Source organism: Streptomyces iranensis, from assembly GCF_017874715.1.
Lineage (GTDB): Bacteria > Actinomycetota > Actinomycetes > Streptomycetales > Streptomycetaceae > Streptomyces > Streptomyces iranensis.
Window position 1 is genome coordinate 176,703 of the sequence record NZ_JAGGLR010000026.1, and the last position, 22,315, is coordinate 199,017.

Sequence of the window (22,315 nt, forward strand, 5' to 3'; positions counted from 1 at the left end):
CGCGTATGCGACGCGCGCACATAATTCGCTGTACAGCGTACAGCGCCACTTGTACGGTGTAAGGCCCAGCTCATCGTCATACACCGTATAAGCCCGCCTGGAGTCCCCATGACGGTCTCGACCGCTGACGCCGCCTCCGCGCCACTCGATCAGTCCCCGGGTGGCCATCCTCAGCGCTGGCTGATCCTCGCCGTGATCTGCCTGGCCCAGCTCACCGTGTTGCTGGACAACACGATCCTCAATGTGGCGGTCCCCTCGCTGGCCAGGGAGATGGATGCCCGCACGGCCGAGATCCAGTGGATGATCAATGCCTATTCGCTGGTCCAGTCGGGGCTGCTGCTCACCGCGGGCAGCGCCGCCGACCGCTATGGGCGGAAGAAGCTGCTGGCCGCCGGGCTCGCCCTGTTCGGCATCGGCTCGTTCGCGGCGTCGATGGCGCAGGATCCCGGCCAGCTGATCGCCGCCCGCGCGGGTATGGGCATCGGCGGGGCGCTGCTGATGACCACGACGCTCGCCGTCGTGGTGCAGGTCTTCGACGAGGGCGAACGGGCCAAGGCCATCGGGCTGTGGGGTGCGGTCGGCTCGCTCGGCTTCGCGGCGGGGCCGCTGATCGGCGGCGCGCTGCTGGAGCACTTCTGGTGGGGTTCGATCTTCCTGATCAATATCCCGGTGGCGCTGCTCGGGCTGGTGGCCGTGGTCTGGCTGGTGCCGGAGTCGAAGGCGCCGACCAGCGACCGCCCCGATCTGCTCGGCGCGCTGCTGTCCACGGTCGGCATGACCGGCATCGTCTTCGCGATCATCTCCGGGCCGGAGCACGGCTGGACCTCCAGCCGGGTGCTGCTGTCCGCCTTCATCGGCATCACCGTGATGACCGGATTCGCGCTGTGGGAGCGTCATATTCCGTATCCGATGCTGGATATGCACTTCTTCCGCGACCGCCGGTTCGTGGGCGCGGTGGCGGGCGGCATCCTGGTGGCCTTCGGGATGGGCGGTTCGCTCTTCCTGCTCACCCAGCACCTGCAGTTCGTGCTCGGCTATGACGCGCTGGACGCGGGGCTGCGCACCGCGCCGCTCGCGCTGGTGATCGTCGTGCTCAATCTCACCGGTGTCGGCGCGCGGCTGCTGCCCAAGCTCGGGACCCCGGTGACCATCGTCGGTGGGATGGTGCTGCTCTCGGCCGGTCTCGCCGCCATCGCGACGCTCGGTGCGGATGGCTATGGCGGAATGCTCTTCGGGCTGGTGGTGATGGGGGCCGGTATCGCGCTGGCCATGCCCGCGATGGCGAACGCCATCATGTCGGCCATCCCACCGGAGAAGGCTGGGGTGGGCGCGGGGGTCAACGGCACGCTCACCGAATGCGGCAACGGGCTCGGTGTCGCGGTCCTCGGCGCCGTGCTCAACTCCCGCTTCGGCTCGCTGCTGCCCGCCGTCGCCACCGGAGCGGGCTCGCTCCCGGCCGCTCTCGCCGCCGCCCGTACCCCCGAGGACCGCGAGGCCGTCGCGGACGCCTTCGCCTCGGGTGTGGAGACCAGCCAGCTGGTCGGCGCGGCGGCCGTGCTGGCGGGTGGAGTGCTGGCCGCACTGCTGCTCAGCAGGGCTGAACGATCTTCACAGGAGGCCCCGGCGGCATAGCATCTTCAAGTAGTGAGGTGCCGCGTGCCCGGTCCCGGGTCATATGTGGCGCCAGCGCACCGGAGAAAGAGAGGCGCCGCCATGGCAACCGGCAGCCGCACCGTTCCCCCACGGTCCAGCGTCTGGCTCTCCGAGCGTAAAACCCCCAAGCGCAAGGGCGACCAGCAGCCCGTCGGGCTCGACCATCTGAAGATCGTCGCGGCGACGATGCGGCTGCTGGACGCCGAGGGTCTTTCGGGCTTCTCGATGCGACGGCTCGCGGCGGAGCTCGGGGTGACCGCCATGTCGGTCTACTGGTACGTGGAGACCAAGGATCATCTGCTCGAACTCGCCCTCGACGCGGCCATGGGCGAGATAGCGCTGCCCATCGAGGCCGTCAGCTCCGTCGAGGCCGTCGGCTCCGTCGAGGCCGTCGGCTCCATCGAAGGCCTTGAGTACGCCCCGGCCGAGCCGCGGGACTGGCATGAGCAGTTGCGCCAGGTCGCCTCCGAGTACCGGCGGGTGCTGGTGCGCCACCCCTGGCTGGCGGCGCTGCTGGGGGAGTACCTCAACATCGGGCCCAACGCGGTGGTCTTCAACAACGCCGCGCTGGCCGTGATGCGCAACAGCGGGCTGCCGGACGACAGGATCACCAGCGCGCTGGCCCTCGTCTACCAGTTCGTCTACGGCTTCGGCACGATCGAGGGCCGCTTCTTCGCCCGCTGCCGGGCGGCGGGAGTCACCCAGGACGAGCTGTTCCACGAGATGATGGGCACGGTCGAGGACCGTATGGAGTTCGACGAGGCGCGGAAGATCATGGAGGCTCGCGGCGGCACCACGGTCCAGGAGATGCAGGACCGCGACTTCACCTTCGCCCTGGACCTCGCGATCGCCGGTATCGAAGCCCTGAGGGACCGATAGCGCGCGGTGGCGGGCAGGTCAGGCCGTGGGGAGCTGCTCGCCCTGCACCGCCTGTATGTCCAGCTCCACCCGCAGGGTGGTGCCGATCGCCGCGATGCCCGCCGCGACCACCTGGTTGTAGTTCATCGCGAAGTCCTCGCGGCGCAGCTCGGCGACGGCCCGGAAGGCCGCCCGCACCCCGCCCCAGGGGTCGGGGCCCGTGCCCAGGTACGTCAGGTCCAGGTCCACGTCCCGGACCACGCCGTGCATCGACAGCTCGCCATGGACCGTCCAGCGGTCGGCCCCGGCCGCGCTCAGATGCGTGCTTCGGTACGTCAGCTCCGGGAACTCCTCCACATTGAGGAAGTCGGGCGACTTCAGATGGCCGTCCCGCATCGTGTTGCCGGTGTCGATGCTGGCGGCCCGCATGACCGCCTCGACGCGCGACTTCTCGATGTCCTCGGCGACCTCGATCCGCCCGCCGAACTCGGTGAACCGGCCGTGGACGCTGGAGATCCCCAGGTGCTGGGCGACCGCGGCCACCGTCGAATGCGCCGGGTCGATCGTCCACGCCCCGGGCGGCGGAAGCTCCACCCCGCCCTGGCGCGCCAGTACCACCGTGCCCACGTCGGCCCGCCCGGAGGCCGTGACGATCGCCGTGGACGCGACCGGGGCATAGCCGACCGCGGTGGCGATGATCGTGTACGGCCCCGGCGGCAGCGGCCCGTCGGTCCGCACGGCGCCGTCCGTGTCGGCCTGCGCGCGCAGCACCTGGGCACCCGTCATATCGGTGACGGTCAGCACCGCGTGCTGGACCGCCCAGCCGTCGCGGGTGTGGATCCGGGCCCGCAGCCCCGCTCCCCCGCCTGCTCCTGCTCCTGTGGTCGTCATGCCGCGTTTCGCTCCCGCTCGGGTGTCGCCGTGTTGCTCGTGTCGCTCATGTCGCCCGGCGCGCTGGTCGTGCGCGTCGCGCTGTTCGTACTCGTGGTGCTGGTCGTGCTTGCCGTGCTGGTGGTCGTGCTTGCCGTGCTCGTGGTACTTGCCGTGCTGGTGGTACTCGTCGGGTCTGTGCGCCGGATCCGGGCGGCGGTGTCAGGCCGTCCCCTGCCTTCACTACACCGCCGCCGGGATCCGGGTTCCGGGTCCGGCTGAGAAATCCGCCGCCCGGACCGGGGCCGGGGCGCGACTCCGCTCTTGCGCGCCCCGGGCCCGGGGTTCCGTCACTCGCCCGGGTGGGCGAGCTCCACGTCGTGGCCGTCGACGCCGGGCCCGGAGACCGTCAGCGCCCCCGCGACCGGCGGGTAGCCGCTCGCGATGACCGTGTAGTCGCCCGCGTCCAGGTCGGTGAAGGCGTACGCGCCGTCCTCACCGGTGGTGGCGGTGGCGACCACGTTCCCGGCCGAGTCCACGAGGGTGACCCGCGCGTCGGGCAGCGGCCGCCGGTCGGCACCGGCCCGGACTATGCCCTGCACCCGGGCGCCGGCCTGCAGCGCTATCTCCACCCGGGTCAGCCCCTGGGCCCCCACCTCGACGGGCAGGGCCGCGGGCCGGTAGCCCGGCGCGTTCACCGCGACCGTGAAGGTCCCGGAGACCAGTTCCTCGAAGCCGAAGTCGCCCTGTTCACCGGTCTTCCCGGTGGCCAGCACCTCACCGCGGACATCGGTGACCACGACCATCGCCGCTTCCACCGGCCGGCCGTCGGCGGCACCGCGCACGCTGCCCACCAGACCGCTGGTGGCCGACAGGACGATGTCGAAGCCGAGCGGCTCGTCCCCGACCACGACCGTGGACGCCTGCGGCTGGTGGCCGTCGGCCGCCGCGATCAGGACGTACGAGCCGGAACCCGGCGCGTCCAGGGCGTACGAGCCGTCGGGGTGCGCCACCGATCGGCCCAGCTGCCGCCCGGCGAGCGAGATCAGCGTCACCGCGGCGCGGGCGACGGGGCCGCCCTCCGCGTTCCGCACGAAGCCGTGCACACCCTGCCGGGGCTGACGGTCCGCGCCGTCGCCCCCGGCGGAGGCGAAGGCCGTAAGGCGCTGCGGAGCGGTGGCCGTCTGCGGGGCGGTGGCCGCGAGGGCACCGGCGGCGTCCGGCTCGGCGGCCGGGGCGCCCACGAGGGCGGGCTCGAGGTCGGCGACCTGCCCGAGGGTGGCCGTGGCCGCCACCGTGTCGGCCGGGGCCGCGTCGGCGGCCGGGGTGTCCGAGGTGGCCCCGGCGGCCTGCTGGGTGCCGGAGTTGGTCTTCAGGGCGACCTCCTTGATGAACAGGGTCAGCAGGAAGGCGAGGAACGCGGCCGGGGCGGCGAAGAGGAAGACGTCCGCGACACCATGCCCGTAGGCGCTCTCCATGATCGTGCGCATCGGCTCGGGCAGCGCCCGCACGTCGGGGATGCCACCGCCGCCGGTGCCGCCGTGACCCAGCGCGGCGCCCTTGGGGCCGAGTTCCGCCAGGCCGTCCTTGACGTAGTGGGTGACCCGGTTGGCGAGCACCGCGCCGAGCGCCGAGACGCCGACCGCACCGCCCAGGGAGCGGAAGAAGGTGACGACGGAGCTGGCCGCGCCGAGATCCTGCGGGGCCACCTGGTTCTGGGCGGCCAGCACCAGGTTCTGCATCATCATGCCGATGCCGAGGCCCATGAGCGCCATGTAGATCGCCATGTGCCAGTACGGGGTGTCGTACCGGATGGTGCCCAGCAGACCGAGGCCCGCCGTCACCAGCACACCGCCGCAGACCAGCCATGCCTTCCAGCGACCGGTCTTGGTGATGACCTGACCGGAGACGGTCGAGGAGATGAACAGGCCGCCGATCATCGGGATGGTCATGACGCCGGACATGGTGGGCGACTTACCGCGCGCCAGCTGGAAGTACTGGCTGAAGAAGACGGTTCCGGCGAACATCGCGATACCGACGAAGAGCGACGCCAGAGAGGCGAGGGTGATCGTCTTGTTGCGGAACAGCCGCAGCGGGATGATCGGCTCGCTCGCCTTGGACTCGATCAGCAGGAAGATCAGACCGAGTGCGATCGAGCCGCCGACCATCGCGTAGGTCTGCCACGAGATCCAGTCGTACTTGTCGCCCGCGAAGGTCACCCAGATCAGCAGCAGCGAGACCGCGGCGCTGATGAAGAAGGCGCCGCCCCAGTCGACCTTGACGTCCCGCTTCACCACGGGGAGCTTCAGGGTCTTCTGAAGGACGATCAGCGCGATGACGGCGAACGGCACGCCGACGTAGAAGCACCAGCGCCAGCCCAGCCACTCGGTGTCGGTGATCACGCCGCCCAGCAGCGGACCGCCGACGGTCGCGACGGCGAAGGTCGCGCCGAGGTAGCCGCTGTACCGGCCGCGCTCCCGGGGGGAGATCATCGCGGCCATGACGATCTGGGCGAGGGCGGACAGACCGCCGACGCCGACGCCCTGCACCACGCGGCAGGCGATCAGCATGCCGGGGTTCTGCGACAGACCGGCCACCACGGAGCCCGCGACGTAGATCACCAGGGCTATCTGGACCAGCAGCTTCTTGCTGAAGAGGTCGGCGAGCTTGCCCCACAGCGGCGTGGTGGCCGTCATGGCCAGCAGGGTGGCGGTGACGACCCAGGTGTAGGAGGACTGGCTGCCGTTGAGGTCAGCGATGATCTTGGGCAGTGCGGCGGAGACGATCGTCGACGACAGGATCGCGACGAACATCCCCAGCAGCAGCCCGGAGAGCGCCTCCATGATCTGCCGGTGGGTCATCGGCGTCGATGCGTCCGCGTCGTGGCCGTGCTGGCCTCTGTGGCCTCCTCCGCCGTGCTTGGCGTGGGCGGGGTGCCCCGCGGGTCCCCGCACACCGCCGTCCGGTGTGGTCGTTGCCATGAAGTTCCTTAACGTTGCGAAGGTGTACGGGTGATGCTGGTCTCCGCCTGTTGCGGCAGAGCCCGGGAACGGGTGTCCCCGAAGCTCGACCGCAACCGGGCGAGAAGTTCATTGAGGCGGTCGACGTCCTCGTCCGACCAGTCGCTCAGACAGCTGGCGAGCGCGTCTGTGTAGCGCTCGGAGACCTGACCGAGCAGTGTTCGACCGCTGGGGTTGATGCTCAGCAGCCGCGACCGCCGGTCGAGCGGGTCGGGCGTGCGGTCCACCCAGCCGCGGTTCGCGACATGCGCCACATGCCGGCTGGTCACCGACATGTCGATGTCGAGCAGCTCGGCGAGCTTGCTCATGCGCATCTCGCCGTAGCGGTCGAGGAGCATCAGGACGACGGCGGAGCCCGACGGGCAGTCGGCCGGCAGGACGCGCCCGAGCCCGCGCTTGACGGTGCCGATGCCGCTGAGCTGCCGGGCCAGCTCCTCATAGTGGCGCTGCGCGGCCACGGCACCCCCAGTGGGATTGGTCGGAATGGTCAGTTGCTTAAGGCAACCATAGAAGAAGTTAGTTGCTACAGGCAAATGAAAGGGTGGTCTGGGCGGTAAATTGCCGTTAAAGAGTCGCCCTGGAGTCGGTCAAGCGGGGCGGCTGAGGTGCAAGGGGCTGCTGAGACCCGGGGGTGTCCCGGAATCCGCTCGTTCGCTAGGGTCGGGGCTCATGGCGAACAACCCCCAGAGCCCCAACGGGAACCAGGACCCGTCCGGCTCCACCCAGATGTTCCGCGCCTTCGTCGACGAGGGCACCCGGCAGCCTCAGACGTCCACCGGATCGGGCGGCGGTTCGCGCGTCGGCCTGATCGTCGGTGTGATCGCGGCGGTCGTGATCGTCGCGGCGGTGGCCTGGCTGGCGCTGGGCTGAGCCACGAAGCCCTGACGCTTACCGCGGGGGTCTGAGCTCCCGCGGGGAGCCCTGAGCTCCCGCGCCCCTTACGGCTGCCGGGCCGGCCTTACGGCTTCCAGCTGACCGAGATGTCCTGTGTCTCGATATGCATGCCCAGCGGCACCCGCCAGTCGTCCACGCACACCGTCCAGGTCTTCTCCTTCTTCTGACCCGCGCCGATCGGCGCGGGCAGCTCTTCCTTGGACTCCAGCGTGGCCCAGTCGATGCCGAGCGCGTCGATCACATGCGTCCCGAAGGTGACGGTGCCTGAGGCGACCGGCGCTCCCCCGGTGTTACGGAACTCGACCTTCACCTTCTCGCACCAGCGCTCATCGGTCGCCGTGCGCTCCGGCTTGCCGACCTTGAGGGCGGCCGGTCCGGTGGGCGTGGGGGTGCCGGAGGGGTCCGAACCGGAGCCGGAGGGCGAGGGCTTGCCGGGTTCGTCGCCCTTGGGTCCGCCGCCGCCCTTGGGGCCGTCGTCCGTACGTCCCGGGGCCCCGGAGCCGCTCTTCCCGCCGTCCGGGCCGTCCGGGCCGTCCGCGCGGTCGGGGGCCTTCGCGGATGCCGAGGGCGCCCGCGAGGCCGGTCCGTCCGTTCTGCCGTCCGTGGTGGCGGTGGGTCCGGCCGCGCCCCGATCGCGCTGCCCGTCCGTGCCGTCCTTACCGTCGCGATCGTTGTCCGTGCCGCCCTCGTCCAGGGGCACCAGGTCGACGTCGCCCTTGGGCGGCACGGCGTTCGCGGTCCGCTGGCCGTCGGGTCCGGCCGCACCGGCGGCCACATAGCCGTCGCCGCCACCGCCGCAGCCGCTGAGGAGTGCCCCCAGGCACAGCGCGGCCGCCGAGGAGGCGATTGCCGTGCCTCGGCGGCCCGTTGTCCGGCTCCATGCGTATCGCATCGGGCCAGTGTGGCTGACGGCCCGTCAGGTGTACAGGGATCCGGCAGGGGACCGGCCAGTGGCGGCTCAGTCCGAGATCAGGCCCTCACGCAGCTGGGCCAGGGTCCGGGTGAGCAGCCGGGAGACATGCATCTGGGAGATCCCGACCTCTTCGCCGATTTGCGACTGCGTCATATTGGCGAAGAAGCGCAGCATGATGATCTGGCGCTCGCGCGGCGGCAGTTTGGCCAGCAGGGGCTTGAGCGACTCGCGATACTCCACCCCCTCCAGCGCGCTGTCCTCGTACCCCAGCCGGTCGGCGAGCGACCCCTCGCCGCCGTCGTCCTCGGGGGACGGGGAGTCCAGCGAGCTGGCCGTGTAGGCGTTGCCCACCGCCAGCCCGTCGACCACGTCCTCCTCGGAGACGCCCAGCGCCGTGGCGAGCTCGGTGACGGTCGGGGAGCGGTCGAGCTTCTGCGACAGCTCGTCACTGGCCTTGGTGAGGGCCAGGCGCAGCTCCTGCAGCCGCCGCGGGACCCGCACCGACCAGCTGGTGTCGCGGAAGAACCGCTTGATCTCGCCCACGACGGTCGGCATGGCGAACGTCGGGAACTCCACGCCGCGTTCGCAGTCGAAGCGGTCGATCGCCTTGATCAGGCCGATGGTGCCGACCTGGACGATGTCCTCCATCGGCTCGTTACGGCTGCGGAACCGGGCCGCCGCGTAACGGACGAGCGGGAGGTTGAGCTCGATGAGGGTGTCACGGACGTAGCCGGCCTCCGCACTGACCTTGTCGAGTGTGGCGAGCCGCAGGAAGAGGGAGCGGGAGAGGGTGCGGGTGTCGATGGCGTCGCAGTCGTCAGGCATGAGCGGTGCGTCGTTGTTGAGCACCTTCGAGCTGCCCAGTTCTACGGACATGCCACCCCCTAGAGGTCGCGGACGGATCCCAGCTGCGCGGTTCGCGTCCGACGCAGCCTCCCCCTGAATACCGGAGGTCGGGCCGCGCCAAACGCGGTTCCTGCAGAATGTCACATGTCGGCAACACGCTGTAGCGCCATGTCGACATTACAGCCTTGAGGCCCCGGGGCGGAGGTCCCTCGCAAGGATCAGGACTCGATCCGGTTCGCGGATCTCAGCCGGGCGAAGCTCCGGGACAGCAGCCGGGACACATGCATCTGGGAGACACCGAGCTCGGCGCTGATCTGAGATTGCGTCAAGTTGCTGTAGTAACGGAGCAAAAGGATACGCTGCTCGCGCTCGGGCAGTTGTACGAGCAGATGGCGCACCAGATCGCGGTGCTCGACTCCGGCGAGCGCGGGATCCTCGTAGCCGAGCCGGTCGACGAGACCGGGCAGTCCGTCGCCCTCCTGGGCGGCCTCCAGGGAGGTGGCGTGATACGAACGGCCCGCCTCGATGCAGGCCAGCACCTCCTCCTCGCCGAGCTTGAGCCGTTCGGCGATCTCGGCCGTCGTAGGGGAGCGGCCGTGCAGCACGGTCAGATCCTCGGTCGCGCCGTTGACCTGTACCCATAGCTCGTGCAACCGGCGCGGGACATGGACGGTGCGGACGTTGTCGCGGAAGTAGCGCTTGATCTCGCCCACGACGGTCGGCATGGCGAAGGTCGGGAACTGCACCCCGCGGTCCGGGTCGAATCGGTCGATCGCGTTGATCAGGCCGATGGTGCCGACCTGGATCACGTCCTCCATGGGCTCGTTGCGGCTGCGGAAGCGGGCCGCGGCGTAGCGGACCAGCGGCAGATTGGCCTCGATGAGCGCGGCGCGCACGCGGGCGTGCTCGGGGGTTCCGGGGGTGAGGTCAGAGAGCTCGGCGAAGAGCACCTGGGTGAGCGCTCTGGCGTCAGCCCCGCGGCTTCTGCCGCTTTCGCTGCCGCCATCGCCCTGGGGCGGGGTTCTGGGCGCGGTACGGGCCGACACGGTCACGCCACCCCTTCACGATGTACTCACCCGGCAAAAGCGGTCATAGCATCACAAGACATGTGCACTGTGTGCAAGCACCGCTTTACCACGTGTTGGTGGAGAAATCGCCCGATAAGGGACCAATGAGGGCATGGGTTCGAGGGCGGGAACGGGAGGGGCGCGAGGCTAGTTGGTCAGTTCCGTCATGAACTCGCCGACGCTCTTGGCGGCGTCCGATATGCCCTCGAAACCGACCTGGACGAGGTCGGCTGCCCGAGCCGGCGTCTTGATGATCGTGTACAGCACGAAGACGATCAGCATATAGAGCACGATTTTCTTCGCCTGGGCCATCTGTGCTGCCTCTCCCCGCTGTGCCCTTGTGCAGTTGCGAGAGTCTATCCACACCTCTGGCGCATCAGTCGTATCAGTCGGATGAACAGACCGGTGTTGTGGGGACACCCCTACGCCGCTGTGGGCACCGCGCTACATATGGGTGGATTCTGGAGAAAGGGGGGTGGCAAGAGTGGCGCCGGAAGGAGCGGCGACGGCAGCGGCTCGCGCCGTCGGCGGAGGGAGCGGAAATGCGTGTCGGTGTGCTGACCGGCGGCGGTGACTGCCCCGGGCTCAACGCCGCGATCCGCGGCATCGTCCGGAAGGGCGTGGAGGTCCACGGCTTCGAGTTCGTCGGAGTGCGGGACGGCTGGCGCGGCGCGCTCGAAGGAGCCATCGTGCCGCTGGACGTCCCGGCCGTGCGCGGCATCCTGCCGCGCGGCGGCACCATCCTCGGCTCCTCCCGGACCAACCCCCTGGCCGGCGAGGGCGGGGCCGACCGGGTGCGGCGGACGCTCGCCGAGTACGAGGTGGACGCGCTCATCGCGATCGGCGGCGAGGACACGCTCGGGGTCGCCGCGGCGCTGGCGGACGAGGGCATCCAGGTGGTCGGGGTGCCCAAGACGATCGACAACGATGTGGCGGGCACCGACTACACCTTCGGCTTCGACACCGCCGTCAATATCGCCACCGAGGCGATCGACCGGCTGCACACCACCGCCGAATCCCACACCCGCACCCTGGTCGTCGAGGTCATGGGGCGGCACTCCGGCTGGATCGCCCTCCACTCGGGCATCGCGGGCGGTGCCAACGTCATCCTGATCCCCGAGCAGCCCTTCGACATCGACCAGGTCTGCGCCTGGGTGGAGAACCGCTTCACGATCAGATACGCGCCGATCGTGGTGGTGGCGGAGGGGGCCGTGCCGAAGGAGGGCCAGATGGTGGTCAAGGACTCCAGCCTGGACGAGTTCGGCCATGTCCGGCTGTCCGGTATCGGCGAGTGGCTGTCCCATGAGATCGCCGATCACACCGGCAAGGAGGCCCGCACCACGGTCCTGGGCCATATCCAGCGCGGTGGGACGCCCAGCGCGTTCGACCGCTGGCTGGCCACCCGCTTCGGGCTGCGCGCGATCGACACGGTCAAGGACCGGGACTTCGGCACGATGGTGGCGCTGCGCGGCACGGACATCGTGCGGATACCGCTCGCGGAGGCCACGGTGGGCACCAAGGGCGTCGATCCCGCGCTGTACTCGGAATTCGGGGTGTTCTTCGGCTGAGCGCCTGCGGGACTGGGGTGCGGGCTCCGGGCGCGCGGGGAGGGCAGGCTCAGGCCTCCGGCGCGCGGGGAGGGTGGGCTCAAGCCTCCGGGGTGCGGGAGGGGCGGGCTCAGGCCTCGGCGCGCGGGAGGGGCGGTCTCAGGGCCCGGGGTGCGGTACGACCGTCACCGGGCAGTGGGCGTGGTGCAGCACCGCATGGGCCACCGGCCCCAGCCGCAGCTGGGTGGGCCGGGTGGCCGTACGGCGTCCGATCACCAGCAGCCCGGCCCGCTCCGAGGCTCTGACCAGTGCCTCCGCCGGATTGAGCAGAACGACATCCGGTACCACGGCGACCTCGGGGCAGCCCTCCCGCCATGGCCGCAGGGCGTCGGAGACCACCTGGCTCTCCTGGTCCTCCCACATCGCGCGGTCCTCCTCCAGCACCGTGAGCATCCAGGCCGACGGGGAGGCCGGGGGCAGCGCCCAGGCGTGCACCACCCGCAGCGGGACGCCCCGCTCCTGGGCGGCGCGGAACGCGAAGGCGGCCGGCGCCTCCGCCGGGGCGTGCGCGTCGAAGCCGAGCTGCACCTCGTCCGCATCCGTACCGTCCCACCCGGCGCCCGTACGGCGCTCATCCGGCACCGTGACGACGGGGCAGTCCGCCATCGCCGCCACCCGCAGTGCCACGGAGCCCACCGCCAGCCCCTCGAAGCCGCCCCAGCCCCGGGCCCCGACCACCAGCAGCCCGGCGCTCGCGGCGGCCGTGAGCAGGGCCTCGGCCGGTTCGGAGTCGGTGTGCTCGCCGTCGATCCCGAGCTCCGGAAGGCGCGCCCGGAAGTCGGCCACGGTCTGCCCGAGCATCTGCTCGCCCACGTTCTGCCAGGCGTCCACCCCGGGCACCGGCGAGACCCTGCGCGGCAGCGGCGGACAGGCGTGCACGAGGCGCAGCGCGACTCCGCGCCGCGCCGCCTCCCGCGCGGCCCACTCGGCCGCCGTAAGGCTGCGCCGGGAGCCGTCGACCCCCGCCACGACAGGGCCGCTCATCGGGTCCTCCTCGGCTGCCGTCCGTCAGTCGGATCCGTCAATCGAATCCGGCAGTCGGATCCGTCACTCAGGTCCGTATCTCCTGTCCGTTCTGCTGCCAAATGGAGCGCGTCCGTTTAGTCTAGATACGTGACGAAGATCCGACATGGTCGGAGGTTCGCCGCGCACAGACCGCGAGGGGTAGTGACCGCCCCCGGTCCGGGTGCACCCCGGACCGGGGGCGGTTCTGCGAGCGGCGACGGGCAAACACGGCCCAAGCCCCCCGAAAGTGGGGTGAGATGTCAAGGTTTCGGGGGAAGCGGGGGTGTGCGGAGCGAGCGCAGGATGGGGGCGAGGTAAGGGAAGGAGACGGAAATGCGCTCGATCTCATGGCACCTCACCTCGCGTCGTTCAGCATTCGTCGTCGGTTTCGTCGTCGTGGTCGCCGTCGTGGTGGTCCTTGGGATGGTCTCCTCCTCCGGAAAGGCATCCGGGGAAGCCTCCAAAGAGGTGCCGGGGGAAGCCGCCGGATACGCCTCGACGGTCGAATACCGGCGGGAACCCGTCGGAAAGACCTCTGTCCCCGCGTTCACCTCCTCCGTCGGCCGGGACCACAAACACGTGGTCTCGCCCTCCAACGGAGGCCGTGCCTTCCGCGGCAACACCCCCGGTCTCTACGCCGGCGTCCGGAACCGGCAGCCCTGTGACCGGCAGGGGCTGCTCCACGACCTCGACGCCGACAAGCGGAAGGGCGCCGCCTGGAGCAAGGTCCAGCACATCTCGCCCGACGGCATCCCCGGTTTCGTCAACCGGCTCACGAGCGTCACCCTGCGCTCCGACACCTACGCGAAGACCTACGGCTACCGCGGTGGGGTGAAGCCGGTGTCCGCCGTTCTCCAGGCCGGAACGGCGGTTTTCGTCGATGAGCGCGGTCTGCCCGTCGTGAAGTGCGACTCCGGAAATCCCGTAAAGGTCTCGGCCCCGCCGCGCAACGCCAAGCCGACCTTCACCGGGCCCGAGTGGAACGGTTTCTCACGGAGCACGGTGACCGTCATCCGGCCGGCCACGAAGAACGCCAAGCACCTCGTCCTGGTGGGGATCGGCAAGGCCGAGCTGCTGAAGCGCCCACTCGGCGACGGCGACGGCAGCGGCGACCCGCGGGACACGGTGCTGGCCCGCGCCGACTACCCCTCGTTCCTGGCGATGCCGGGCGAGCAGCACGCCCCGCGGCTGCGGGAGGCGCCGAAGGTCACCATGAAGCCGTCGGACCGGTTCACCCCACTGGAGACCGAGCGCCCGTCCGGCACCCCCTCGCAGCAGTCGCAGCCCTCCGACGAGCCGTCGGACCCCGGCCAGCAGCAGCCGCAGGACCAGCCGTCGGATCCGGGGCAGCAGCAACCCCAGGACCAGCCGCAGGACCAGCCGTCGGATCCGGGGCAGCAGCAGCCCCAGGATCAGCCCTCGGATCCGGGCCAGCAGCAACCGCAGGACCAGCCTTCGGACCCCGGCCAGCAGCAGCAGCCCCAGGACCAGCCCTCGGATCCGGGCCAGCAGCAGCAGCCGCAGCCCCCTCCGAACCAGCCGCCGCCCAACCAACCGCCCCCGAACCAGCCCCCGCCGAACCCGCCTCCGCCGCCCCAGCCCCCTCCGAACCAGCCCCCGCCCAACCAACCACCCCCGAACCAGCCCCCGCCCCAGCAGCCCCAGCCCGACCCCAACCAGCAACAGCCTCCGCAGCAGCCGCCCCCCTCCGGCCCCTGACCACCGGGGCCACCCCGGCCCCGGCCCGGCCGTGACGGCGTCCGTTCGGCGCAACCGAACGGACGCCGGGCGCGCTCCGCGCACCGTCCGGCGGCAGCATGGTGACCATGGTTCTGCCCGCGTTCCTGACCAGGACGGTCAGGCTGCTGCTCGGCCGCGCGGACCGGCCGCTGCACACCCAGGCGGCCGTCGTGGCCACGCTCGTCCTCGGCGTGACCATGCTGCTCGGCTCGTACGCCGCCGTGGCGGCCGAGCGCGGCGCCCCCTCGGCGAACCTCACCAGCTACCCCAAGGCCCTGTGGTGGTCGGTCGAAACCGCGACCACGGTCGGCTACGGCGACTTCTACCCGGTCACGCTCTGGGGGCGGTTGATCGCCTGCGTGGTGATGTTCGTCGGCATCACGGCCTACGGCATGATCACCGCGGCCATCGCCGCCTGGTTCGTCGGCCGCGAACAGAAGCGGCAGCACCGCTTGACCCAGGCGGCCCATGACCGCCTCCTCGGCGGTGAGCGGCGGCTCTCGGCGGACGCCGAGGCGCTGTACGCACGCTTCGATCGCCTGGAGGGGATGATCGCCTCGCGCGGCGGACGGCACGGCGGCGGCGACGATCTCACACGCGGCTACGGGGAACCCCGACCGGGAGAGCAGAGCTGAGGCCCGTGCCCCCGCCGAAGCGAACCGCTCAGAAAGTCGTTGCCGTACCGCAAGGCAAGAGCGCCTACGGAAATCTTCCGTAGGCGCTCTTCGGATCGGTGGCCGGGGTCGGTGGCCGGGGTCGGTGGCCGGGGTCCGTGGCCGCGACGGCCGCGGTGGTCAGGAGAATGCGGGCGTCCTCGCGGACTGGAGCTGGCGGCGGGTGTAGAGGCGGCCTCGACGCTTGGCCATGCTCAGGAATACGACCGTGGGGACGGCGCAGACGAGGATGGCGAAGATACTGGCGTCCGGACCGAAGCCGCCTCCGCTGATCACGTCGGGGCCGGACAGCACGCCGTGGACCAGGCCGCCGGGCATGTCCTCGTTGCCGGAGGCCGTGATGCCGAAGATGCCACTCTGGGCGAAGTTCCAGGCGAAGTGCAGGCCGATCGGCAGCCACAGGGTGCGGGTGGCCGCGTAGGCGGCGCCGAGCATCAGGCCGGCCTCGATGGCGATGGCCAGCGAGCCCCACACGGTGGCACCGGGGTTGACCAGGTGAATCGCTCCGAACAGCAGGCCCGAGATGGCCAACGCACCCCGCGTACCGGCGAGATTCTCGACGAGACGGAAGACGGTGCCGCGGAAGAGGAGTTCCTCGACGACCGCGACCCCCGCCATCATCCCGAAAAGGGTCACCGCGCCGCCGACGGACACCCCGCCCTTCGTGCTGTATCCGCCGAAGAGGGCGATCAACGCGAACGTCGCGACGAAGAGCCCGAGGCCGATGGGGATGCCGATGCGTAGGCCGGACCCGGCCACGGTGGTGTCCAGGTCGGACGCGGGGCGCTGTTCGAGGAACCGTACCGCCGCCGCGTAGACCGTCAGGGCGATCGCCACGGCCGCCGCGCCGAACAGCAGGGACAGCACCGGGTTGTCGCCCGCCACGCCCCTCATCCCCGCAGCGAACCCCGTCACCAGGATGAACAGCACCACCATCACCGCAAGCCGCACCCCGGTCGGCCACACCCGGCGCGTTGGCTCGAACGGTGACTGCGAGAACTGGCGCTTCACCCACTGCGCTGCCCGTGCGTTCCAGAGCGACATGACATTTCTCCCTCGTTGACCAGCGGCCCGGCCGCCCCTGCATCGATGGGAACGCTATGAGCAGGGGGCACCCTGGAACGTGACCCCGAGGTGGACAATCGCGTGTAGCTCGTACGGGGGACACCGGGTCAGGTGCGCCGGGACGGTTCAGCCCTGCGCGGTGACCGGGCCCACCCCGTGGGCGAGCACACGTCGAGCCGTACGTCCGTCCCAAGGGGGGCCTTCCACGGCGCTGTTCGGAAACGAGCACACCGTTGATCCCGCGAACGGGTGGCTCACCAGTAGGCGCGGTCGTCCCAGGGCTCGAACCCCGCGCACTCGACGGGGTCGTCGTCCTCGTCCAGCGCTGCCAGCCCCGCGGTCGCGAAGGTGCCGCGCTGCCAGGCGAGGAGCGCGTCGACGAGGCCGCGGTCCCACGGCCGGTCCTGCCTGGCGTGGCGGGGCCAGACGATGAGGGGCCAGCCGTCGGGGTCGTCGCCGTCGGTGAGCCAGCCCAGGTAGTCGCCGTCGATGGAGTTGGCGAAGGGCAGAAAGCCGCCGGGCTCGGGCCACCTCGCGAGGGGAAAGTCCTCCGGGTACTTCTCCTTGAGCTGCCCGTAGCCGTCCAGGGTCGACTCGACGTGCCGGGCGAAGCCCAGTCCGGCCGGGCGCAGCGGAGTGTGGAAGCGCAGCCAGCCGCTCCAGCACCCGGCGCCGTACAGGTCCAGGAGGGCCACGTATTCCCGTGGCAGCCGCGTGCCCAGCTCCTCGAAGAGCCCCTCCCAGGTGCCGCCGCCCAGGTACGGCGCTTCGGGGGGCGGGGACAGCAGGCGCAGGGCATCCAGCCCGGTGCCGGTTTCCAGGGCGGCGTGGCGTTCGGCGTCGGTGAGGCGGGGAACCGTGGGCTCGGGCGGCGTCCAGGGCCCGGCCTCCGGCAGAAAGGCGGTGCGGGCGACGGTGCCGGGCAGCGGGCCCATCAAGGGGCCGGGCGGGGAGGGGAGTTCCCAGGTCTCACGGACCATGTGCCGCAGATAGCCGGTGAGTGTGAGGTCGTACCGGTGCCAGGGGAGGAGGCCGCTGCCGGGGACGGGGCCCGTGTGGAGGACGACCACGGTCCACTCGTTGGGATCCTCTGAGACGGAGGTGTCCCAGAACAGCACGTCGCTCCCGCGGGTTTCGCCCCAGGCGAGGAGTCCGCCGGGGGCCGGGTGGAAGGCCGGCCGCTCCGACTCCGGCAGCTCGCGGCTCTCGATACGGGCCTCGCGGTGCGTGTCGCGCAGCCAGTTCCCGTAGTCGAAGCGTTCCGCCTGGACGCACGGCACGTGGATCCATACGAACTGGCCGAAGTCCAGCGGCCCGTAGGCGTCGGCCAACCGCTTGTAGTCGTCCGGCAGCGCCACCCCCAGCCACGCCTCGACCGCCGCCCAGTCGACGGGGAGCGACGCGGGCGACCGTTCCGGGCCGGGGGTGGTGAACGCGGCGATGTCCAAGGTCACGTGTGGTCCTCCGGATCGGATGGTCGGACCTACATCGTCGCTGTTCCCCGGTGTTACGCGGTTACGCGGTTACGCGGTTACGCGTCCGACCGGACTACGGGGCGGTACCGCTCTTGTCCGCCCCGCCCCGCCCCGCCCCGCCCCGACCTGACCTGTCCAGCCCTCGACGTCGCGCCCGCGCTGTTGGCGGCGACGGCTCGTTCCAACAGTGCGGGATCGGCCAGGGTATCGGGGTGGCGCAGCCGTGGCCGCCGACTCGAGGCCGGGGTCGCCGAGGAGGTGGCATGGATGTACCTCCCATAGGCCTCTGAGAACTCATGTGGTTGGGCTGGCGTCAGGCTCCGCCGCGCAGGCAAGGTCCCGCGCCGGGCGCTGCCCGGTGGTCAGGAATTCCGTCACCGCGTCGTTCGCGCACATGTTGAGGCCGAAGGGGTAGACGCCGTGCCCGCCCTGGTCGGCAGTCACCATCGTGGCCCGCTTTCCGAATGCCCGCCGCAGCTTCTTGGCGCCGGCCAGCGGTGTCCCCGGGTCGCGCTCGTTCTGCACCATGAGCACGTTCGACGGGCCCCGGTCACCGATACGCACCGGCGGCTCGACCCGCTCGTCCGGCCAGAACGCGCACGGTCCGATGCTTGCCGCGGACCCGCCCAGCATCGGGTACCTCAGCCGGTCGACCGCGACATTGCGCTGATACTCCCGGACCGTCCCCGGCCAGCGCGAATCGCCACAGGTCACAGCGAAACGGGCGGACATGAAGTTCTCCATGTTCTCCATCGACGGCGGGGTGTCGGGCGGCAGCGGCCGATCCTTGTCGAGTGCCTGCCACATCTCGGCCACCGAGGGCATGGACGCATCGCTGTAGAGGCGGTCAAAGGTGATTCCGCGGAACAACGTCGCGTCGATGCCCCGGACCGGCTTCGCCTCCAACCGCTTCGCGAGCTCGAAGAATTTCGCGGTCACCTGCTGCGGTGTGGTGCCCAGGCCGTACTCGGGGTGCGCGGCCGCGAACGCCGCGAAGTCCGGGAACCGGTCCTCCATTCCACGGGCGAGCGACCGCGTGGCCGTGACGTCGTAACCGCCGGGGCTCAGATTGCTGTCGAGCACGATCCGGTCGCTGCGCCCCGGGAACAGCGTCGTGTACACCGCACCGAGGTAGGAGCCGTAGGAACCGCCGAGGTAGGAGAGGGTCCGCTCGCCCAGCGCCGTCCGGATCCGGTCCATGTCGCGCGCGGTGTTCGCGGTGGTGGTGTGCGGCAGCATCCACGCCGTCCGCGAGGTGGCGCACTGCTCGGCGATGGTCCGCGCGTTCCCCGCCGCCCGCGTGACATCGGCCGCGGTGTGGGCGTACGGCGGCAAGTTGCCGCGGCTCCGCTGTGCCGGCGTCAGGTCGCAGGTCACCTGCGTGCTGCGGCCGACGCCACGCGGGTCGAAGCCGATCACGTCGTAGGAGTCCAGCACCTTCTGCGGCAGCTTCGAGGCGGCGAGAACGGCCGGGTAGCCGAGTCCTGTGATGCCGGGGCCGCCTGGATTGGTCAGCAGCACGCCGCGGCGTTGCGAGGGTTTCTCGCTCGCCAGCCGGGAGATCGCGATCTCGATCTGACGGCCGCCGGGATCGCGGTAGTCCAGCGGGACTTTGAGTGTCGAGCACTCGAGACGGGATGAGGCGGCCTTACGGGCTGAGGCGGCCTTATCGGCTGAGGCGGCCTTGCTGGGTGAGGCGGCCTTACGGGCTGAGTCGGCCTTCTCCGAGCACGGGCCCCACCGCACGGTGTCCTGCGTCGTCGCCGCCGTGTCCGGCGTCGCCACCGACACTTCCGGAATCACGGTCAGCGCCACCGCGGTCGCCGCCACCGTGGTCGCGGCGAGGGTGAGGGACAGGGTTTTTCTACGCATCTGATGTTCTCCTGAGGGGCGCATGGGGGCACACGGGGGCGCCGGAACGGGCGGGCCCGCGGCAGCCGGGGCGCGTCGGCGCACATGCCGTAGGTGCGGGTCTGTCGTCCGGATGGGCGTCAGGTCGTTCCGCGGTCGTGGATTCCCCCGGAATTACCGGCCTGCTCGGTGGTCGGTTCCTTGCGGGTGTGTGCCCAGCCACCGGACACCATGGCGACGAGCGCGATGAATCCGAGGAGGATCAGCTGGCCGGTGAGGCCGCCGGGGACCCCGTTGAGGGCGCCCCACAGCGGCTCGGAGTCCGGGTTGAGCAAAGCGCGGATCATCGCTTGGGTGGCCAGGACCGTGATCACCATCCCGACCGCCTCAAGGGCCACATAGCCACCCTTGCGCATCGCGTTTCTCCGCCTGGTGTTCGGTCGTCTCGGCACGGACACGAGTCTGTTCGGGCGGCCCAGCAGGCACATCAGCCCGGCGGCTCGCATCGCCTCCGACCGAAGACGGGGTGGTGATGCGACTCTGGTCGAGGGCGCATCAGCCCCCGGGGCTGACGCACCGGCCGCACGGAATCGCGATACTGGCCAGGTGAACACGGACGTCGCGCCACGGCTCGGGTGGTGGCAGCAGACATGGCGGCTGGTGGCGGCCGCGACAGTGGGGATACCGCTCTGGCTCTCCATCGGTGTGGCCCTGCGGGGTCAGACGGGCGAAACGGGCTCGTGGTTCTTCATCGGTGATCCGCTGGTGGCTCTCGGCTGTCTGACGGCGCTTCTGTGGCGGCGGCGGTTCCCGCTCGCCGTCGCCATGACGGTCGCGATCGCCTCGACCGCGTCGGCACTCGCCACCGGCGCCGCGTTTCTGGCGCTGGTCTCGCTCTCCACGCGTCGCCGTCCGGTGGAGAGCGGGGTCGTCGGTCTGGCTTTGGTGACCGCGTCACAGTTCTCCGGTGGGCTCTACCCGCTCCAGCGCTCGTCCGACTCGTGGTGGCTCGAACTCACCTTCCCGGCACTGACCGCGGGCATCGCGGTGGCCATGGGCATGGCCATCGGGGCGCGGCGCGTCGAATTGCGGTCTTTGCGGGACCGGGCGGAGAGCGCGGAACGGGAACAGACCGCACGAGCGGCGCAGGCGCGGGCCCTGGAACGAAACCGGATCGCCCGCGAGATGCACGACGTACTCGCGCACCGGATCTCCCTGGTCGCCATGCAGGCCGGAGTGCTGGACCACCGCGGCGACCTCACAGCCGAGGAGAACCGCGTGCTGGTCCGCGGCATCGCCGACGGCTCCCACCAGGCCCTGGAAGAACTACGGGACGTCCTCGGGGTGCTCCGGGCCGACCCGGGCCGCCCGGAACCACCCCAACCCTCCCTCGACCGCATCCCCGACCTGGTGGCCGACGCGCGCACATCCGGACTGGACGTCACGCTCACCACCACCGTGACGGGAACCCCGTCCGACGCCGCCGGACGCACCTGCTACCGGATCGTCCAGGAAGGCCTGACCAACGCCGCCAAACACGCCCCGGGCGCGTACGTACACATCACCCTCGAAGGAACAGCGGGCGACAACCTCGACGTCAGCGTCCACAACTCCCCGGCCACCAGGGCAACCGCACCACCACCGGCATCGGGGTTCGGTCTGCTCGGCCTCACCGAACGCATCACCCTCGCCGGCGGGGAACTCGACCACCACCCCACACCCGACAGCGGATACCTCCTCACCGCGCGACTACCCTGGCCGAACCCCACCCACGAAAAGAGAGCATGAGTGGATACCGAGCGGGAGCCGGTGCGCGTCGTCATCGTCGACGACGACCAGCTGGTGCGCATGGCGCTGCGGCTCGTCATCGACGGCGAACCGGACCTGACCGTCGTCGCGGAAGCGGCCGACGGGGACGCCGCGATCACCGTGGTGGACGAGCAGCGGCCGGACGTCGTCCTGATGGACGTGCGGATGCCCGGCCGCGACGGTCTCAGCACGACCCGGGAACTCCTCACCCGACCGGCGCCGCCGCGGGTGCTCATGCTGACCACATTCGACTCCGACGATCTGGTGCTCGGCGCACTGCACGCCGGAGCACTCGGGTTCGTCCTCAAGGACACCCAACCGCTGCGGATCCTCGACGCGGTGCGGACCGTCGCGGACGGCAACCCCGTGCTCTCTCCAGCGGCCACGGCACGGGTGATCGCCGCAGCCACCAGCCCGCACTCCTCTCACGCTCGCGACTCATCCCGCGAAGCCGCACGGAAACAGCTGTCCACACTGACCGAACGAGAACTCGATACCGCTCGGGCCATCGCGGACGGACTGGGCAACCCGGAGATCGCCGCGCGGCTGCACATCAGCGTCGCGACCGTCAAGGCGCACATAGGCAACCTGTTCGCCAAGCTGGCGGTCGACAACCGGGTGCAGATCGCACTCCTGGTCCGCGACGCGGAGGAATGACCAGCCGGGAGCAGCGGGAGGCCGACGCCGCGCCGAGGGGGCGGGTCGCGGAGCCGCTGCCGTGACGTGTCCACACGACTGGTGGGCACGTCCACGCGCAAAACACCCCCTGCCCTGCGTTTCCACAGACCAGAGGGGTGTGAGAGCGGTAGCGGTGGGATTTGAACCTATCCGCGTGACCCGTTTCACCTGCGGTTCTTCCGGAGACCGGGACAAAGTGGGTTGCGTCTTTGGAAGTGGTGTACCGGGTTCCGCCTGATCCGGGGGTTTTCCTCGGCGTCGGGGTGAGGGCCCAGATAGACAGACGGCCA

At 70.6% G+C, this 22,315-nt stretch carries 21 protein-coding genes; 9 read left to right on the plus strand and 12 right to left on the minus strand.

Translation table 11 applies throughout. From position 1 onward, the window contains the following. Positions 1-108 precede the first annotated feature (108 nt). Together J2Z30_RS38710 and J2Z30_RS38715 are read left to right on the plus strand one after the other, a co-directional pair. The gene (locus J2Z30_RS38710; RefSeq protein WP_044572915.1) at positions 109-1,632 is read left to right on the plus strand and encodes an MFS transporter; all 1,524 of its coding nucleotides are present in this window, start codon (positions 109-111) and stop codon (positions 1,630-1,632) included. Between the two features lie 81 nt (positions 1,633-1,713). Beyond that, positions 1,714-2,532 (plus strand): TetR/AcrR family transcriptional regulator, encoded by an 819-nt coding sequence (locus J2Z30_RS38715; RefSeq protein ID WP_044572918.1) that lies wholly within the window; start codon positions 1,714-1,716, stop codon positions 2,530-2,532. Positions 2,533-2,550: 18 nt separating this feature from the next. Here the strand turns inward: J2Z30_RS38715 and J2Z30_RS38720 are convergent, their stop codons facing one another. Continuing rightward, positions 2,551-3,402 carry a YceI family protein gene (locus J2Z30_RS38720; protein WP_044572920.1) on the minus strand — a complete coding sequence of 284 codons (852 nt, stop codon included), beginning with the start codon at positions 3,400-3,402 and terminating at the stop codon, positions 2,551-2,553. Between the two features lie 30 nt (positions 3,403-3,432). On the opposite strand from J2Z30_RS38720, the gene J2Z30_RS38725 reads away from it, so the two are divergent. Beyond that, the gene (locus J2Z30_RS38725) at positions 3,433-3,663 is read left to right on the plus strand and encodes a hypothetical protein (protein ID WP_044572921.1); all 231 of its coding nucleotides are present in this window, start codon (positions 3,433-3,435) and stop codon (positions 3,661-3,663) included. Positions 3,664-3,731: 68 nt separating this feature from the next. Here J2Z30_RS38725 and J2Z30_RS38730 read toward each other — a convergent pair whose 3' ends face one another. Both J2Z30_RS38730 and J2Z30_RS38735 read right to left on the minus strand, forming a co-directional pair. After that, on the minus strand, positions 3,732-6,242 hold the full coding sequence (locus J2Z30_RS38730; RefSeq protein ID WP_459179198.1) for an MFS transporter: 2,511 nt from the start codon (positions 6,240-6,242) through the stop codon (positions 3,732-3,734). 128 nt (positions 6,243-6,370) lie between these two features. Further along, entirely contained in the window at positions 6,371-6,859 is a 489-nt protein-coding gene (locus J2Z30_RS38735; RefSeq protein WP_044572926.1) for a MarR family winged helix-turn-helix transcriptional regulator, read from the minus strand. Between the two features lie 211 nt (positions 6,860-7,070). Here J2Z30_RS38735 and J2Z30_RS38740 point away from each other — a divergent pair, with 211 nt between their 5' ends. Then, complete coding sequence (locus J2Z30_RS38740; RefSeq protein WP_044572929.1) at positions 7,071-7,271, plus strand: hypothetical protein; 201 nt, start codon at positions 7,071-7,073, stop codon at positions 7,269-7,271. 88 nt (positions 7,272-7,359) lie between these two features. On the opposite strand, the gene J2Z30_RS38745 is transcribed toward J2Z30_RS38740, so the two are convergent. The 4 genes from J2Z30_RS38745 to J2Z30_RS38760 form a co-directional block, all read right to left on the minus strand. Then, a complete protein-coding gene (locus tag J2Z30_RS38745; RefSeq protein ID WP_044572931.1) occupies positions 7,360-8,187 on the minus strand; it encodes a hypothetical protein in 828 nt (275 codons plus the stop codon). Between the two features lie 66 nt (positions 8,188-8,253). After that, positions 8,254-9,084 carry an RNA polymerase sigma factor SigF gene (locus J2Z30_RS38750; RefSeq protein WP_044572934.1) on the minus strand — a complete coding sequence of 277 codons (831 nt, stop codon included), beginning with the start codon at positions 9,082-9,084 and terminating at the stop codon, positions 8,254-8,256. A gap of 188 nt (positions 9,085-9,272) precedes the next feature. Beyond that, a complete protein-coding gene (locus J2Z30_RS38755) occupies positions 9,273-10,106 on the minus strand; it encodes an RNA polymerase sigma factor SigF (RefSeq protein ID WP_044572936.1) in 834 nt (277 codons plus the stop codon). Between the two features lie 162 nt (positions 10,107-10,268). After that, positions 10,269-10,433, minus strand: a complete 165-nt coding sequence (locus J2Z30_RS38760) for a hypothetical protein (protein WP_020870122.1) — start codon at positions 10,431-10,433, stop codon at positions 10,269-10,271. A gap of 230 nt (positions 10,434-10,663) precedes the next feature. Here J2Z30_RS38760 and J2Z30_RS38765 point away from each other — a divergent pair, with 230 nt between their 5' ends. After that, on the plus strand, positions 10,664-11,689 hold the full coding sequence (locus J2Z30_RS38765; RefSeq protein WP_044572937.1) for a 6-phosphofructokinase: 1,026 nt from the start codon (positions 10,664-10,666) through the stop codon (positions 11,687-11,689). A 138-nt stretch (positions 11,690-11,827) separates the two neighbouring features. Here the strand turns inward: J2Z30_RS38765 and J2Z30_RS38770 are convergent, their stop codons facing one another. Beyond that, positions 11,828-12,712, minus strand: a complete 885-nt coding sequence (locus J2Z30_RS38770) for a universal stress protein (RefSeq protein ID WP_044572939.1) — start codon at positions 12,710-12,712, stop codon at positions 11,828-11,830. 354 nt (positions 12,713-13,066) lie between these two features. On the opposite strand from J2Z30_RS38770, the gene J2Z30_RS38775 reads away from it, so the two are divergent. After that, on the plus strand, positions 13,067-14,452 hold the full coding sequence (locus J2Z30_RS38775) for a DUF6777 domain-containing protein (protein ID WP_044572940.1): 1,386 nt from the start codon (positions 13,067-13,069) through the stop codon (positions 14,450-14,452). A gap of 107 nt (positions 14,453-14,559) precedes the next feature. Beyond that, on the plus strand, positions 14,560-15,108 hold the full coding sequence (locus J2Z30_RS38780; protein WP_044581711.1) for a potassium channel family protein: 549 nt from the start codon (positions 14,560-14,562) through the stop codon (positions 15,106-15,108). A gap of 159 nt (positions 15,109-15,267) precedes the next feature. On the opposite strand, the gene J2Z30_RS38785 is transcribed toward J2Z30_RS38780, so the two are convergent. From J2Z30_RS38785 to J2Z30_RS38800, 4 genes are all read right to left on the minus strand, one after another. Beyond that, complete coding sequence (locus J2Z30_RS38785) at positions 15,268-16,191, minus strand: CPBP family intramembrane glutamic endopeptidase (RefSeq protein WP_078956789.1); 924 nt, start codon at positions 16,189-16,191, stop codon at positions 15,268-15,270. Positions 16,192-16,466: 275 nt separating this feature from the next. Then, complete coding sequence (locus J2Z30_RS38790; protein WP_052701465.1) at positions 16,467-17,666, minus strand: SMI1/KNR4 family protein; 1,200 nt, start codon at positions 17,664-17,666, stop codon at positions 16,467-16,469. Between the two features lie 315 nt (positions 17,667-17,981). Further along, a complete protein-coding gene (locus J2Z30_RS38795; RefSeq protein WP_044572947.1) occupies positions 17,982-19,559 on the minus strand; it encodes an alpha/beta hydrolase in 1,578 nt (525 codons plus the stop codon). Between the two features lie 119 nt (positions 19,560-19,678). Continuing rightward, positions 19,679-19,990: a hypothetical protein gene (locus tag J2Z30_RS38800; protein ID WP_209469017.1), complete on the minus strand. Its 312-nt coding sequence runs from the start codon at positions 19,988-19,990 to the stop codon at positions 19,679-19,681. 154 nt (positions 19,991-20,144) lie between these two features. Between J2Z30_RS38800 and J2Z30_RS38805 the strand changes: the two genes are divergently transcribed. Next, the gene (locus tag J2Z30_RS38805) at positions 20,145-21,326 is read left to right on the plus strand and encodes a histidine kinase (protein ID WP_044572953.1); all 1,182 of its coding nucleotides are present in this window, start codon (positions 20,145-20,147) and stop codon (positions 21,324-21,326) included. Next, a complete protein-coding gene (locus J2Z30_RS38810) occupies positions 21,327-22,004 on the plus strand; it encodes a response regulator (protein ID WP_044572955.1) in 678 nt (225 codons plus the stop codon). It abuts the gene before it with no gap. Positions 22,005-22,315 lie beyond the last annotated feature (311 nt).

Coding starts and splice junctions, on each gene's coding strand:
- J2Z30_RS38765 (WP_044572937.1), top strand. CDS start 10,664: ATGCGTGTCGGTGTGCTGACCGGCGGCGGTGACTGCCCCGGGCTCAAC.
- J2Z30_RS38775 (WP_044572940.1), top strand. CDS start 13,067: ATGCGCTCGATCTCATGGCACCTCACCTCGCGTCGTTCAGCATTCGTC.
- J2Z30_RS38760 (WP_020870122.1), bottom strand. CDS start 10,433: ATGGCCCAGGCGAAGAAAATCGTGCTCTATATGCTGATCGTCTTCGTG.
- J2Z30_RS38720 (WP_044572920.1), bottom strand. CDS start 3,402: ATGACGACCACAGGAGCAGGAGCAGGCGGGGGAGCGGGGCTGCGGGCC.
- J2Z30_RS38795 (WP_044572947.1), bottom strand. CDS start 19,559: ATGCGTAGAAAAACCCTGTCCCTCACCCTCGCCGCGACCACGGTGGCG.
- J2Z30_RS38770 (WP_044572939.1), bottom strand. CDS start 12,712: ATGAGCGGCCCTGTCGTGGCGGGGGTCGACGGCTCCCGGCGCAGCCTT.
- J2Z30_RS38715 (WP_044572918.1), top strand. CDS start 1,714: ATGGCAACCGGCAGCCGCACCGTTCCCCCACGGTCCAGCGTCTGGCTC.
- J2Z30_RS38740 (WP_044572929.1), top strand. CDS start 7,071: ATGGCGAACAACCCCCAGAGCCCCAACGGGAACCAGGACCCGTCCGGC.
- J2Z30_RS38780 (WP_044581711.1), top strand. CDS start 14,560: ATGGTTCTGCCCGCGTTCCTGACCAGGACGGTCAGGCTGCTGCTCGGC.
- J2Z30_RS38730 (WP_459179198.1), bottom strand. CDS start 6,242: ATGACCCACCGGCAGATCATGGAGGCGCTCTCCGGGCTGCTGCTGGGG.
- J2Z30_RS38710 (WP_044572915.1), top strand. CDS start 109: ATGACGGTCTCGACCGCTGACGCCGCCTCCGCGCCACTCGATCAGTCC.
- J2Z30_RS38745 (WP_044572931.1), bottom strand. CDS start 8,187: ATGCGATACGCATGGAGCCGGACAACGGGCCGCCGAGGCACGGCAATC.
- J2Z30_RS38750 (WP_044572934.1), bottom strand. CDS start 9,084: ATGTCCGTAGAACTGGGCAGCTCGAAGGTGCTCAACAACGACGCACCG.
- J2Z30_RS38785 (WP_078956789.1), bottom strand. CDS start 16,191: ATGTCGCTCTGGAACGCACGGGCAGCGCAGTGGGTGAAGCGCCAGTTC.